General features: G+C 32.0%; 15 protein-coding genes. All 15 read left to right on the top strand.

Features of this window, described 5'->3' with window-relative positions:
- The first annotated feature begins 62 nt into the window (after positions 1-62).
- The 15 genes from AC3IPL_RS09555 (at position 63) to AC3IPL_RS09485 (ending at position 14,272) form a co-directional block, all read left to right on the top strand.
- Positions 63-284 carry a hypothetical protein gene (locus tag AC3IPL_RS09555; RefSeq protein ID WP_489240836.1) on the top strand — a complete coding sequence of 74 codons (222 nt, stop codon included), beginning with the start codon at positions 63-65 and terminating at the stop codon, positions 282-284.
- Positions 285-530: 246 nt separating this feature from the next.
- Positions 531-899, top strand: coding sequence for a transcriptional regulator, SarA/Rot family (locus tag AC3IPL_RS09550; protein ID WP_489240835.1), 369 nt, complete (start codon positions 531-533; stop codon positions 897-899).
- Between the two features lie 190 nt (positions 900-1,089).
- Positions 1,090-1,773, top strand: coding sequence for a YveK family protein (locus AC3IPL_RS09545; protein WP_489240834.1), 684 nt, complete (start codon positions 1,090-1,092; stop codon positions 1,771-1,773).
- A 3-nt stretch (positions 1,774-1,776) separates the two neighbouring features.
- Positions 1,777-2,469: a CpsD/CapB family tyrosine-protein kinase gene (locus AC3IPL_RS09540; RefSeq protein WP_489240833.1), complete on the top strand. Its 693-nt coding sequence runs from the start codon at positions 1,777-1,779 to the stop codon at positions 2,467-2,469.
- Between the two features lie 30 nt (positions 2,470-2,499).
- Positions 2,500-3,522 (top strand): polysaccharide biosynthesis protein, encoded by a 1,023-nt coding sequence (locus tag AC3IPL_RS09535; RefSeq protein WP_489240832.1) that lies wholly within the window; start codon positions 2,500-2,502, stop codon positions 3,520-3,522.
- A 9-nt stretch (positions 3,523-3,531) separates the two neighbouring features.
- A complete protein-coding gene (locus AC3IPL_RS09530; protein WP_489240831.1) occupies positions 3,532-4,641 on the top strand; it encodes a polysaccharide biosynthesis C-terminal domain-containing protein in 1,110 nt (369 codons plus the stop codon).
- 2 nt (positions 4,642-4,643) lie between these two features.
- Positions 4,644-5,774, top strand: a complete 1,131-nt coding sequence (wecB, locus tag AC3IPL_RS09525) for a non-hydrolyzing UDP-N-acetylglucosamine 2-epimerase (RefSeq protein WP_489240830.1) — start codon at positions 4,644-4,646, stop codon at positions 5,772-5,774.
- 4 nt (positions 5,775-5,778) lie between these two features.
- Complete coding sequence (locus tag AC3IPL_RS09520; RefSeq protein ID WP_489240829.1) at positions 5,779-7,071, top strand: O-antigen ligase family protein; 1,293 nt, start codon at positions 5,779-5,781, stop codon at positions 7,069-7,071.
- Complete coding sequence (locus tag AC3IPL_RS09515) at positions 7,058-8,365, top strand: MATE family efflux transporter (RefSeq protein ID WP_489240828.1); 1,308 nt, start codon at positions 7,058-7,060, stop codon at positions 8,363-8,365. Before AC3IPL_RS09520 ends, AC3IPL_RS09515 begins: the two co-directional genes overlap by 14 nt.
- A 26-nt stretch (positions 8,366-8,391) precedes the next feature.
- Positions 8,392-9,522: a glycosyltransferase family 4 protein gene (locus AC3IPL_RS09510; protein ID WP_489240827.1), complete on the top strand. Its 1,131-nt coding sequence runs from the start codon at positions 8,392-8,394 to the stop codon at positions 9,520-9,522.
- A gap of 2 nt (positions 9,523-9,524) precedes the next feature.
- Positions 9,525-10,820 carry a nucleotide sugar dehydrogenase gene (locus AC3IPL_RS09505; RefSeq protein WP_489240826.1) on the top strand — a complete coding sequence of 432 codons (1,296 nt, stop codon included), beginning with the start codon at positions 9,525-9,527 and terminating at the stop codon, positions 10,818-10,820.
- The gene (locus AC3IPL_RS09500) at positions 10,820-12,001 is read left to right on the top strand and encodes a glycosyltransferase family 4 protein (RefSeq protein ID WP_489240825.1); all 1,182 of its coding nucleotides are present in this window, start codon (positions 10,820-10,822) and stop codon (positions 11,999-12,001) included. Before AC3IPL_RS09505 ends, AC3IPL_RS09500 begins: the two co-directional genes overlap by 1 nt.
- Positions 12,001-12,894 (top strand): NAD-dependent epimerase/dehydratase family protein, encoded by an 894-nt coding sequence (locus tag AC3IPL_RS09495; protein ID WP_489240824.1) that lies wholly within the window; start codon positions 12,001-12,003, stop codon positions 12,892-12,894. Before AC3IPL_RS09500 ends, AC3IPL_RS09495 begins: the two co-directional genes overlap by 1 nt.
- A gap of 5 nt (positions 12,895-12,899) precedes the next feature.
- Complete coding sequence (locus AC3IPL_RS09490; RefSeq protein ID WP_489242344.1) at positions 12,900-13,460, top strand: sugar transferase; 561 nt, start codon at positions 12,900-12,902, stop codon at positions 13,458-13,460.
- Between the two features lie 248 nt (positions 13,461-13,708).
- On the top strand, positions 13,709-14,272 hold the full coding sequence (locus AC3IPL_RS09485; protein ID WP_489240823.1) for a YdcF family protein: 564 nt from the start codon (positions 13,709-13,711) through the stop codon (positions 14,270-14,272).
- Positions 14,273-14,311 lie beyond the last annotated feature (39 nt).

Genomic DNA, 14,311 nt, shown 5'->3' with positions numbered 1-14,311 from the left:
AAGCGAAATAGAGTTAAACTAAAGAAAAATATCAGAAAATTCAGATAAGAGAAGGTGAAGCAGTGCGGAAAAAAATGATACTGACTCTCTGTTATATGGCACTGATGACTCTGTTCCTTAATCCTGACATCAGTTTCGCAGGTCAGGTCAGCTACAACAGGCACATACTATCGTTTACAGAAAGTGCTGGTAAGATTGATAGTAATGCCGTAGCGGCAGCATTATTGATTACCTTAATCGGTGGAATCTCTATTATCATCGAAAGAAAACGGGATGATAATTGAAGATTTAAGCCGGTAAGGTTTTTTTCTTTGGAAAAATAGCGGTCAATCATTCAACAGATGAACATCATTGAAATGCTTTATTATATGCATATTGTATATAAAATATAATAAAAATTATTCACTATACGAATTATTTTTGAGAAATCGAACGTATTATATAGTAAAAATATTAACTATACGTTAAAATATATGTTTAAAGAGTATAACTGTCTTTATTGTAGAGACAGAAAGGAAGGAGAAGAAGGAATGCCGTTGAAAAAGAGCTTAGAGACCTCTATGAACTTCTACGAAGCGTTGGGAAGAGAATATCAATTACTCTATAATTTTACTGAAAAACATGAATTAAGTATACATGAATTTAAGTTATTGCTAATCATTTATAAGAACAAATCGATTCAATTAAGATCGATTATTCAAAGTGAAATGATGAAGACGAATCAGATTAATAAATCTGTTAAAAATTTATATGATAACAGGTTGATACATAAAGAAAGAGTGCCGCTGGACGAAAGAACAGTGGAGCTGTCGATCCGGGAAGATAGTGTAGAAAAGGTTGAACAGATGATCAAGGAATTTGGAAGTCTGGTGAATGATTTTTATAAGGATGATGAATAGGAAGAGTCGCAGGTTACTGTGGCTCTTTTTTTGGCATAGTTGGAGCGTTACGGGAATGTAAATGATATTAAGTATGTTAAGTGTATGTAACGTAGAGTGAAAAATTTGCCTATCAATCTGCTTTTGCTATTTAAAGGAATTTAAAATTGAGGTATAGTTAAATAAAACATGTTAGCATTTAGGAGGAAATATGGAAGAAGTTATTGATTTAAAGGAAGTTTTGGAGATATTGAAAAGAAATATGAAATGGATCATAGGATTGGCTGTGACTTTTGCATTGATTGCTTTTCTGTATTCTGCATTGCTGAAATCACCAGTCTATCAATCAGAGGCACAAGTCATCATTAACCAAAAAGGCAAAGATACAAACGTCTATAATCCGGGACAAGTGCAGACCAACCTGCAACTGATCAATACATACAGCCAGATGGTTAATTCTAAAGTTGTGCGTCAAAAAGTAATTGATAACTTAAAATTAGACCTTAATGAAGAAGATATGGCCGGCAGAATTGCTGTGACCAGTGAAGCGAATTCCCAGCTGATGAAAATTAATGTAACTGGTCCGCAAACGAAGCAGAATGCACAAATAGCAAATGAGCTGGCAAGCATGACACAAAAAGAAGTTAAACGGGTTATGGGCGTCGATAACTTATCTGTATTCTCAAAAGCAGATGAAAATGAAGAACAGTTTCCCATTAAGCCTAAACCATTGAATAATGCTATTATCGCAGGTCTACTAGGGGCGATAATAGGAACAGCGATTGCATTCTTGAAGAAGATGTTAGACAACAGATTGAATACAGAAGAAAAAGTAGAACAATATCTTGGACTGCCGACATTAGGTAAGATTCACAAGATAGAAGAGCAGGGGTAAATTATGGCGAAGAAAAGAAAGAATGTTATCAACCAGTTAGAAGTAATGAACAGACCGAAATCGGTAATTTCAGAACAGTTCAGAACGTTAAGAACTAATATATTATTCACGTCATCAGACAAAGAGATTAAACGTGTTATGATCACGTCATCTGAACCTGGAGAAGGAAAATCAACAGTCACTGCAAATACGGCGACAGCTTTTGCACAAGCGGGATATAAGACGGTAGTCATTGATGCAGATATGCGTAAACCTACTCAGCACAAAATATTTGGAGTCAATAATGTGATAGGGCTCTCAACGGTTATCTCAGGACAAGGCGAATTAGAGCAAGCTATAAAACCAACTGAAGTTGAAAATCTTCATTTGATTACATCGGGAGCTGTTCCGCCGAATCCATCGGAATTACTTGGGTCATTAGTGATGGAGGATTTATTGGAGACTCTAGACCAAGCATACGATATTGTCATTATTGATACAGCACCTATACTAGCTGTTACTGACTCAAAAATTGTCGCTAACTTAGTAGATGGATCATTACTGGTGGTTAATGCAAACAACAGACACCGTGAAAAAGTAGTCGATGCAAAAACTGAACTTGAGAAAAGTGAAGCAAAGATTTTAGGTGTTGTATTAAATGAACTAGATGTAAAAGAAGAAGGATCTAATTATTACTATTATGCACAAGGTGAATAGTAATCACTAATATTAATGAGGTGACTTTAATTGTTTAAAGATAAAACATTGCTTATTACAGGCGGTACGGGGTCTTTCGGTAATGCGGTACTTGATCGATTCCTACAGACCGACATTAAGGAAATCCGTATCTTCTCACGTGATGAGAAGAAGCAGGATGACATGAGAAAGCAATATAATAACGATAAGATTAAATTCTATATCGGAGATGTTCGTAATGTAAACAGTTTAAATTATGCAATGAAAGGTGTAGATTATGTCTTTCATGCGGCCGCACTCAAACAAGTCCCTTCGTGTGAATTTTTCCCGATGGAAGCCGTACAGACGAATGTTATTGGAACTGATAATGTATTGAATATGGCAATTGATAATAAGGTCCGTAAAGTCATCTGTCTGTCGACAGATAAAGCTGCCTACCCTGTCAATGCAATGGGTATCTCAAAAGCGATGATGGAAAAAGTATTTGTAGCAAAGTCTCGTAATATCAGCCCGGAAGAAACGCTGATTTGTGGTACACGTTATGGTAATGTGATGGCATCACGTGGCTCTGTTATTCCGCTCTTCATCGAACAGATTAAGTCAGGACAGCCGCTGACAGTGACAGACAGTGCAATGACACGTTATTTGATGAGTCTTGAAGAAGCGGTTGAACTTGTAGTGCATGCTTTTGAACATGCCAATGCAGGAGATATTATGGTTCAGAAATCACCAGCTTCTACAGTAGGTGACCTGGCACAGGCAGTAAAAGAATTGTTCAATGCTGATAATGAAATCAAAGTCATCGGTACACGTCATGGTGAGAAGAAATATGAGACGCTTCTTACAGTTGAAGAGAGTGCACAGGCAGAAGATATGGGGCAGTATTACCGTATTCCAGCTGATTCCCGTGACTTGAACTACGAGAATTACTTCGAAGAAGGTTCTCAAGAAATCAGTCAGGCACAGGAATATAACTCAGATAATACATATCGATTGAATATAGAAGAGATTAAGCAGAAGCTGCTTGAACTGGATTATGTGAAATCAGAACTTAAAAACTACAAAGTTAAATAGGAGGATCTCATGAAAATCGTCATTACAGGAGCAAATGGATTTGTCGGTAAGAACTTGAGTGCGGAGTTATCAAGCAATGAAGTCTATGAAGTCATTAAAATTACACGTCAGTCATCTGCAGAAGAAATTAAAGAAGCGATGCAGACAGCAGATTTTGTCTTTTATCTGGCCGGTGTCAATCGTCCTGAAACTGAAGATGAGTTTCAGAGAGGCAATGTAGACACACTTCGTTCGATGCTGGATGCATTGGCTCATAATGACAAGAAACCTTCAATTGTCTTCTCCTCGACTATACAAGCAGCACTAGATAATCCATATGGCAGAAGCAAGAGAGCAGCAGAAGAAGTGCTCGAGGCATTCGGCAAAGAGAACGGTAATGAAATACTGATTTACCGTCTTCCGAACTTATTCGGCAAGTGGTCACGCCCGAACTACAATACAGTGATTGCAACGTTCTGCCACAAAGTTGCACGTAATGAAGAAATTCAAGTGAACGATCCATCTGTTGAACTGACACTTAATTATATTGATGACATTATGGATGAGTTCAAGCGTGCACTTGAGGGGAATCCGACCATCATCAACGGTGAGTATACTGTGCCTAACCAGCATCAAGTGACGTTAGGTCGTATTGCATCATTGATACAATCATTCAAGGAAGACCGCGAAAGACGTACGTTACCAAAGTTCGACGATGCGTTTGAGAAAGCATTATATAGCACTTATTTAAGCTTCCTGCCGGAAGATGAATTCAGCTATCCATTGACAATGCACACAGATGATAGAGGATCATTCACGGAGTTCTTGAAAACACCGGACAGGGGACAAGTGTCAGTCAATATCAGTAAGCCTGGTATTACTAAAGGGAATCACTGGCACCATACGAAGAATGAGAAATTCTTAGTTGTGTCAGGCAAAGGAGTCATCAGATTCCGCAAGCCGGACGAAGAGAAGGTTATTGAATACTTCGTATCGGGAGATAAACTTGAAGTCGTCGATATACCAGTCGGTTATACACATAACATCGAGAACCTGGGCGATACTGATATGGTTACTGTTATGTGGGTGAACGAAATATTTGATCCGAATACACCAGATACATATTTCTTGGAGGTTTAATCATGGAAAAATTAAAATTAATGACCATTGTTGGTACAAGACCAGAAATCATTCGTTTGTCAGCAACAATCAAAGCATGTGATAAATATTTCAATCAAGTATTAGTGCATACGGGTCAGAACTATGACTACACGCTAAATCAAGTTTTCTTCGAAGAACTTGAGTTGCGTGAGCCGGATCATTTCTTGGAAGCAGTAGGGAGCGACTTAGGTGAAACAATGGGTAACATTATTGCCAAATCATATGCCGTTTTAGCGCAGGAGCAGCCTGATGCACTTTTGATTCTTGGAGATACTAACAGCTGTTTATCAGCAGTAGCAGCGAAACGCCTGAAGATTCCAGTATTTCATATGGAAGCAGGTAACAGATGTTTTGACCAGAATGTACCTGAAGAAATTAACCGTAAGATTGTTGACCATGTGTCAGACATCAACTTACCTTATACAGAGCATTCAAGACGCTACTTGTTAGATGAAGGATTCAAGAAAGAACATATTTTCGTAACTGGTTCTCCAATGAGAGAAGTACTCGAACAATATGAAGATAAGATCAATAATAGCGAAGTATTAAAACAACTAGAACTTGAAAAAGAAAAATACATCTTAGTATCTGCTCATCGTGAAGAGAACATTGATAACGAAGAGAACTTCAATTCACTGATGAATGCGATTAATGAAATTGCTGAACAGTATCAAGTCCCAGTCATCTACTCTACACATCCAAGAAGCTGGAAGAAAATTGAGGAACGTAACTTTAAATTCCACCCGCTTGTAAGACAATTAAAACCATTTGGGTTCTTTGATTATAACCACCTTCAGAAAAACGCATTCGTTGTATTAAGTGACAGTGGAACATTGTCAGAAGAATCATCAATGCTGAAATTCCCAGGAGTGTTGATCCGTACGTCGACTGAAAGACCGGAAGTAATTGATAAAGGAACAGTAATTATTGGGGGAATTAAATATGATAATTTAGTTCAATCAGTTGAACTCGCTAAAGCAATGCAAGAGGATAATGCACCGTATATTGATGCACATGATTATATTGATACAAACGTTTCTCAAAAAGTTGTTAAAATCATACAAAGTTATACAGAGATTGTTAACAGAGTGATTTGGAAGAAAGCAGATTAAATATATGATAGTTAGCAAGAATAAATTAAACATAACAATAGAGTGGATTTTGATTATCTGCTTAATGATATTAAGCTTAATAAACATCCCTTTATTACTTTTATCGATTATTCTTTCAAGTATTTACTTTCTAAAAAAGCAAGAAGGATTACTAAAACTTATAATAATATTAGTTTTTAGATTTGTAATTAATCCTGGATTAAATTTGGAAGGAAGCGAAGTATATATTCAAAGTTTTAAATACTTGCTTCTTTTTGGTGTTTCACCGATCTATCTTATATTAATTTTACCTAAATGGTGGAAACAAAAAAATATTAGAAGTTTCTTATTAACAACTTTTTTAATATTTATGCTTCTTTTAATACCTAGTTTAATAGTTTCACAATATCCTCATATTTCTTTTTTGAAATTAGTAAATTATTTTGTGCCATTAGTAATTATCGTTATTTTGGTGAACATCCAAAACAACTTATACAATTTTTTCACCTGGTTCTCAACTTTAAATAAAGTAATAATTATTTTATCTCTTATTTTTATCCGTAGTCCAATAGGTTATTTAAGAAATGGTTTTTCATTTCAAGGTATATTAAATCATCCTAATTTATTTGGCATTACAATGGTAATTGCAATTACAGTTATAGTGCTAGAACAATTTCTTAGAAAAAAGATTTCTAAAATAGACGTTATTATTTTAATAATTGCAATTATAGAATTATTGTTATCAAATTCTCGTACATCTTTTATCTCGTTATTTGTTTGTCTATTTTTAGTATTTATTTTTTCGAAGATAAAATTAAATATTAAAATTTTAACTCTCTTACTTAGTAGTTTATTATTAGGATTTTTATATTCGCTTCCTTTAGTAAATTCTTATATAACCAACTATATAAGAAAAGGGCAAAGTTCTGATGATATACTGCTTTCACGATATGGACAAATAGGGAATGCAAAATATGTTCTGAATAGTGAACCCCTATTTGGAATAGGTTTTGGTATTCCTTTAAACAGGACTTCAATTTCGTTAGATGACTATGTTTTTGAAGCTGGGAACTTATTATTTGGAATAATAATATTCTCTGGTTTGTTTGGACTAATATGTTATATCGCGTATATATTATCTATAATTTTTATAAATAAAAAAATTAATTTCGTTACCTTGCCTTTATTTATATGTACATTAATGATCAATATGGGTGAAATGATAATGTTTAGTACAAATAATTATGGAGTTTTATGCTATTTACTCTGGGGTTTATATATAAATAAAGGGAAGTATCTAAGCAATGAACAAATATAAAATTAATGTAATATTAATAACGTTATTCACTATATTAACTTTATTATCTAATTTCTTATTTTATCGAGTAGCTCACATATATTTGAATAGCCAAGAAAAATATGGAGTATGGTTAGTTATTCTCTCTTTAATTACTTGGTTCTACGTAATGGATTTAGGAATATCTAATTCACTTAGAAATTATTTGACACAAGCAATCGAAAGTAAAGATTGGAAAAAAGCAAGGCAATTAATATTTACTACATACATTATTATGCTAATTCCCTTAAGTATATTAATTATTTTTGGATTTATAATAAACCAAATAATTGACTGGGCTAGTTTATTAAATGTTGTAACATATAAGAAAGAAGTTAATTCACTATTATTAATATCTTTTCTTATGTTTCCTGTAGTATTTTATCTTAATACAATCACTTACATTTTTCATTCTTTCTATAAATCCTATCTTGTAAATTTAATTCAGTTTATAAATTTATTTATTAACTGCGTAGTACTGTATGTAATGTCATTTTCTCATGAGAATGACTTGGTTCTCATGGGTATTATATATTTTGGTATAAATATCCTTATTTATTTTTTAGCTACAATTCTATTTTTCAATACTCTACAAAATAAAAGTACTCCCATATTTAGATTTAAGAATTATGATGTTTCATTGATAAGGCCATTATTATCTATTGGAATTGCATTTTTTATTCTTGATGTATCAAGTATAATTTTATATAATTCTGGGCCCTTGCTTATATCTTATTTCTTTAAAGCAAAAGATTCGGTAACTTTTCAATTGCCCTATAAGTTATTAAGTATTTTTGTAACATTATCATACATTTTTCTGTCTCCATTAAGAACATTAGTTATAAATGAATTAACCAAACACAATTTTAATTCTATAAAAAAATTAAATATTAGAATTATTAAATTATTATCAGTGGTTATACTTTTAATAGTTATTAGCACTTTCTTTGTAAACTATGGGATTTTTCTTTGGATTGGGAAGAATTATAATATTGATTATTTATATATATTTCTAATTTCTACAATAGTCTCAATGTCAATTATTTGTCATACTTATACTACATTGTTGAATGCTATGGGAAAAGTTAGTCAGCAAATATATTATTTTATAATTGCGATTATTATAAGTTTAGCTTTGATGTATATTTTTATAGATATTTTAAACTTTGGGAAATATGGATTTGTAATTTCTCTGAATTTGGGTTTAATGGTACCGACAGTCATACTACCTTATATATTTAATCTTTATATTAACAAAGAAATAAATTCTCATTAAAATACTATTAAATATAAGGAGAATTCATGAAAATTTTAATTGTTACTAATTATTACTTGCCAGGAGTAAATGGTGGGGGACCGATTAAGTCTTTGAAGAACCTGACGGATTATATGAAACAAAATTATGATATTAATATACTTACTGTTGCTAAAGATGTAGGATCTAAAAAAAACTATCCAGATATAAAAATAAATAAATGGATTTATAAATATGGACATAATATTTATTATGCAGATTCTTTTACTTTTAACAATACAAGAAAAGCACTTAAAGAACTAAAGCCAACTATTATTTATATTAACAGTTTTTTTGCTTCTTCTTCTCTGTTATTTTATATGACTATTCCATTCTACTCGAAGGGTAAATATATTGTAGCTCCTCGAGGAGAATTAAATTCTAATGCTCTTAATTTGAAAAATAGGAAGAAAAAAAACTTTATAAGACTAATCAAAAAGTTTAATTTGCTTAAGAATGTCCATTTTCATGCAACTAGTGAAAGTGAAATGAATGATATTCTATCATTTTTCCCTCATAATAAAGTAACTGTTATCCCTAATTTACCTTCGATAGCTAGCAGTGAAAATTTAAGGATTGGTAAGGAAAAAAATTCTTTGAGAATTGTTTCAGTGTCACGGATTAGTAAAATGAAAAATATTGATTTTGCTATAAAGTCACTAAATAGAATTACAGAAGGAGAAATAGTATTTGATTTGTTTGGCCCTATAGAAGACAAGACGTATCATGAAGAATGTTTAAAGGAAATAGAAAAATTAAGTTCAAATATAAAGGTTAACTTTAAAGGTCCTTTGAACAATTCAGAAGTATCAGAGCAATTAAGAAATTATGATTTGTTTTATTTGCCTACGTTAGGTGAAAATTATGGTCATTCAATAGTTGAGGCTATTCAAAATCAAGTACCCGTATTAATAAGTAGTAATACACCTTGGATAAAATTAGAGGAAAAGAAGATTGGAAAAGATTTAAGTCTTAGCAATATAGATGAGTTTACTGATTTTATAAAAAGCTTGATACCTCTTAATGATGAAGAATATCGAGAAAGGTTTACAGGCTTTGAATCGTTTATTAAAAAAGAATTGAATGTTGCTGCTACTATTGAAAAATATAAAAAATTATTTGATGGAAAGAAGGATTAATAGTGAAAAATAATGTAGTTACTATTGTTGGTATGGGTTATGTAGGTATGCCTATTGCTGTTGAGTTTGCTAAGTATATTAGTGTGAATGGATTTGATATTAACGAAGATAAAATTAATCAGTATAGACTAGGTAATGATCCGACTAATGAAATAGGCTCAGATGTTATAAAACAAAGTACTGTTAATTTCACATCTGACCAAACTTGTATCAAAGAGTCAGAATACATAATTGTTGCAGTCCCAACTCCGATTAACCAAGACAAATCCCCTAATCTTGATCCAATTATTTCAGCTTCAGAATTAATAGGTAAAAATCTTAGTAAAGATAGTTATGTTGTATACGAATCAACAGTATATCCTGGTGTAACTGAAGATATATGTGTACCTATTTTAGAAAGAACTTCTGGATTAGTATGTGGTAGAGACTTTTATGTTGGATATTCACCTGAAAGAATTAACCCAGGTGATAAAGTTCATAAGTTATCAAATATTAAAAAAATTGTAGCAGGACAGGATGAAGCTACTACTAATAAGTTAGCTGATCTCTATTCAATCGTAGTACAAGTAGGAGTTGTAAAAGTAAGTAATATTAAAACAGCAGAAGCTACTAAAGTTATTGAAAATAGTCAACGCGATATTAATATAGCATTTATGAACGAAGTAGCAATGATTTTTAATGAGATGAATATTGACACTTTGGAAGTAGTTCGAGCAATGAATACAAAGTGGAACGCTTTGGGATTTACACCAGGACTAGTAGGGGGACACTGTATTGGAGTTGATCCTTATTACTTCATCTATGAAGCTGAAAAATTAGGCTATCACTCAGAGTTGATCTCTACTGGTAGACGCATTAATGATCATATGGCTCGATTTGTAGCAGAAAATACGATTAAACAATTAATTAAAGGTAATAAAAAAGTTAAAGGTGCTAACTTATTAGTTTTAGGGCTGGCATTTAAAGAAAATACTCCTGATTGTCGAAATAGCAAAATGGCTGATGTAATTCAGAGCCTTAAAGAATACGATGTAAGTTTAACAGTAGTTGATCCATTAGTAGATAAAAATGAAGCTGAAAGAGAATATAATATCCATCTTGATGAATTAAGTGATAATATGCAATATGATGGGATCATTATTGGCGTTAATCATGATGAATTTAAAGATTTATCATTAGATATTTTAGTAAATAAACTTAAAAATAATGATGAAGAAACAGGAGTAATTATTGATATCAAAGGTCTTTATAAGCCTGATGAAGCAAAAAATCATACAATTAACTATTGGAGATTATAATGAAAGTTTTAGTCTTTTCTCAATACTATGAGCCTGAACCATTTCTTATTCATGATAAAATGAAAGAGCTTGTTAGAGCTGGTAATGAGGTAACAGTGATTACCGGACTTCCGAATTATCCCAAAGGAAAAATATTAAAAGGTTATAAGGCAGGAATAGAAGTCAAAGATGGGGTAAATTTAGTTAGATTACCTGTGCGACCGAGAAAAACTGGTAGTAAAAACTTATTTTTAAATTATATTTCTTATGTAAAACAAGCTAATAAATATGTAAACTCTTTAGATGACAGTTTTGATGTTTTATATGTATATCAATTATCGCCAGTATTTATGGCTATCCCCGCTATAAAATACAAAAAGAAATTCAAAAAAAATCTTGTGATTTATTGTTTGGATTTATGGCCGGAAAGTTTAGTTTCTGGAGGTATCAAAAAAGACACATTTGTTTATAACGTTTTTAAAATGATAAGTAAACGAATTTACAAACAAGCAGATTCTATCCATATTTCTAGTCGTCAATTCACTAAATATTTCAATGACGTATTAAACGTTAAGAAAAAATTTATCTATAATCCTCAATATGCTGTCGAAACATCCACAACTATCATAGAGAAAAGTCCTTATGATAGTAAAAAAATAAATATTACTTTTACCGGTAATATTGGAGAAATGCAGTCTCTAGATACTGTTATTAATGCTATGTCTATTATCGAAAGCGATAATGTTCAATTAAATATTATAGGTGATGGCTCTCAGTTAGAAACTTTAAAGAAACTTGTTGAAGATTTGGAGATTACTCATAAAGTAATTTTTCATGGAAGAAAACCTGTTGAACAAATGGATAGTTATTTACATTATTCTGATGCTTTGATTATTTCCTTGAAAGATGATGAAGCTATTTCTTATACGATGCCAGCTAAATTACAGACTTACCTTAATAGTGGGAAATTTATTTTAGGATCTATAAATGGTGAAGCAGCTGAAGTAATCAAGGAAGCAGATTGTGGAATCACAGCACACGCAGAAGATGCTGAACAACTTACTAAAAATATTGACTTCTTTGTTCAGAATCAAGACGAATTAATGGAAAAAGGTCAAAATGGCTTGAAATATTATAGAAAACATTTTGGGAAAGATAGTTTTATTAATATACTAATAAAAGATTTGGAGAGATTATCATAATGAAGCTTCTTGTTACCGGTATTACAGGACACTCAGGAAAATGGTTTTTAAACAATCTCGAGACCAATAATTTTAATGGAGAAGTAAATGTTGTGGTGCGTGAAAGTTCTAAAACTGATATATTAGATAACTCTTCGCTTAAAATAGTAAAACATATTGGTGATTTAGATGACAAAAAATTTCTTAATAAAGTAACTCAAAATGTTGATACTGTTATACAAATTGCCCATATCAAATATTCTTTGAACATTCTTGAAGCTGCTGTTCAAAATAATGTCGATTGGTTTATTGGCGTCCATACTACTGGTATATACTCTAACTTTAAAGTTGCATCTGAAGAATATATCGCTATTGAAAAAGAACTAGAAAAATATAGAGATGATATAAACATCACATTATTAAGACCAACAATGATCTACGGCTCATCTATGGATCAAAATATGTTTAAGCTAGTTAAATTTATTGACAAGTCCCCTGTATTTCCACTCTTTGGCTTAGGTAAAAATCTAATGCAACCAGTACATGCTAAAGATTTAGGTAAAGCTTATTATAACGTTTTGATGACACCTGAAATAACAAAAAATAAGAGTTATATTCTCTCTGGAAAGTATCCTATTACATATAAAGAACTAGTTAAAACAGTTGCTGCTGAATTAAATTCTCACGTTAAAATAATTAATATTCCAATTAAATTAAGTTACTATAGTGCTCTAGTTGGTAATAGGATAATTCCGAAATTTCCCATTAATGAAGAACAAGTTTTACGAATGAAAGAGGATAAGAATTTTCCTCATCTCAGTGCCGAGAGAGATTTTGGTTATGATCCAGTAAGTTTTAAAGAAGGAATTAAAGAAGAAGTAGAAGAGTATTTATCAATGAAAAGAGGCAAATAAGAATGATCAAAAGAAGTTTTGATTTATCGTCTTCTTTAGTAGGTTTAGCGGTCATTTCTCCTATTTTAGTTGTAACAGCAATAGCTATTAAGACAGACTCTAAAGGACCGGTTTTATTTAAGCAGCAGCGTCCAGGTCTAGATAATAAACTATTTACTATTTATAAATTTAGATCAATGGCTATAGATACTCCGAATATTGAAACAGCTAAATTAGGTGAAGGAGTATCTTATATCACACCAGTTGGGAAATTTATTAGAAAAACATCTATTGATGAGCTGCCGCAGTTGATCAACGTGGCAAAAGGCGAGATGTCTATAGTAGGTCCACGTCCAGCACTTTATAATCAGTATGAATTGATTGAGAAAAGAACTGCCTTGGGTATTCATAAAGTCAAACCGGGTATTACAGGGTATGCCCAGGTCATGGGTCGTGACGAGATTTCAGATGATGAAAAAGTAAAATACGATAAGTATTATGTAGATCATCAAAGTTTTATGTTCGACATGTGGATTATATGGCAAACCATTAAAGGTGTAATTACTTCTAAAGGTGTAAGTCATTAGTAATATGTTAAAGGCAAAACTAACATGTAGGAAACCGGAAATTTTAAATTTCCGGTTTCCTACATGTTTTATATTTTAAACCTATATTCTCTGATTAATTCGAATTGAAAATACAGATTTATTAATAATGTATGGAGGAATAGGGCTGAGATTATAGTTAAATTTAATAAATTATCCTCAATCACTTAATTATTGGTATCGGATTTAAAGTAGTTCGCAATGATAAATAAAAGGAGTAATTCATTAAGATGTTTAATAATATTAAATATTTTGTAATAGTAGCAGTATTATTTATCGCTTTATTGTACACGTTATTATTAAATAGTTTGGACTTAGGACGAACTGATATTCCAGAACACTCTGATTTAATCGTAGTATTTGCAGGTGATAATGGTAGGTTAGAAAAAGCAGCAGAACTTTATAAATTAGGCTATGGTAAGAAAGTGTTATTTACTCCATCACAGAATGACCTAACTACTCAAGCAGCTGTTGCCGCTGGTATTCCTGCTAGTGCGTTAATATTAGATCAACAAGCGACTAGTACGTATAAGAATGCTGTCGTAACCCTAGATGTCATGAAGAAGAATGGTTATAAGAAAGCATTGGTTGTCACGAGTGATTATCATATCAGGCGGTCACGTTTTATACTAAACCGATTAAATGAAGATGGCTACGAAATCAATATCGTCGGTGCTCTCAATACTAAAGAACAGCACTGGACTGAACGCTCTAATGCTAATGCGATTTGGTGGTCTGAGTTTAGAAAATTGATGGGTTACCGATTAGGATTGTACCAATGGATTGATGAATAACAGAGATCATTACCTATCATTTAGGTGATGATCTTTTTA

Source organism: Macrococcus sp. GL_134, assembly GCF_057834705.1.
This window is presented reverse-complemented; position numbering and strand designations above follow the sequence as displayed.

Bases quoted from the DNA above. Each gene is read 5' to 3' on its own strand.
- AC3IPL_RS09485 (WP_489240823.1), top strand. From the start codon at position 13,709: ATGTTTAATAATATTAAATATTTTGTAATAGTAGCAGTATTATTTATC.
- AC3IPL_RS09495 (WP_489240824.1), top strand. From the start codon at position 12,001: ATGAAGCTTCTTGTTACCGGTATTACAGGACACTCAGGAAAATGGTTT.
- AC3IPL_RS09520 (WP_489240829.1), top strand. From the start codon at position 5,779: ATGATAGTTAGCAAGAATAAATTAAACATAACAATAGAGTGGATTTTG.
- AC3IPL_RS09540 (WP_489240833.1), top strand. From the start codon at position 1,777: ATGGCGAAGAAAAGAAAGAATGTTATCAACCAGTTAGAAGTAATGAAC.
- AC3IPL_RS09510 (WP_489240827.1), top strand. From the start codon at position 8,392: ATGAAAATTTTAATTGTTACTAATTATTACTTGCCAGGAGTAAATGGT.
- AC3IPL_RS09500 (WP_489240825.1), top strand. From the start codon at position 10,820: ATGAAAGTTTTAGTCTTTTCTCAATACTATGAGCCTGAACCATTTCTT.
- AC3IPL_RS09545 (WP_489240834.1), top strand. From the start codon at position 1,090: ATGGAAGAAGTTATTGATTTAAAGGAAGTTTTGGAGATATTGAAAAGA.
- AC3IPL_RS09515 (WP_489240828.1), top strand. From the start codon at position 7,058: ATGAACAAATATAAAATTAATGTAATATTAATAACGTTATTCACTATA.
- wecB (WP_489240830.1), top strand. From the start codon at position 4,644: ATGGAAAAATTAAAATTAATGACCATTGTTGGTACAAGACCAGAAATC.
- AC3IPL_RS09530 (WP_489240831.1), top strand. From the start codon at position 3,532: ATGAAAATCGTCATTACAGGAGCAAATGGATTTGTCGGTAAGAACTTG.
- AC3IPL_RS09550 (WP_489240835.1), top strand. From the start codon at position 531: ATGCCGTTGAAAAAGAGCTTAGAGACCTCTATGAACTTCTACGAAGCG.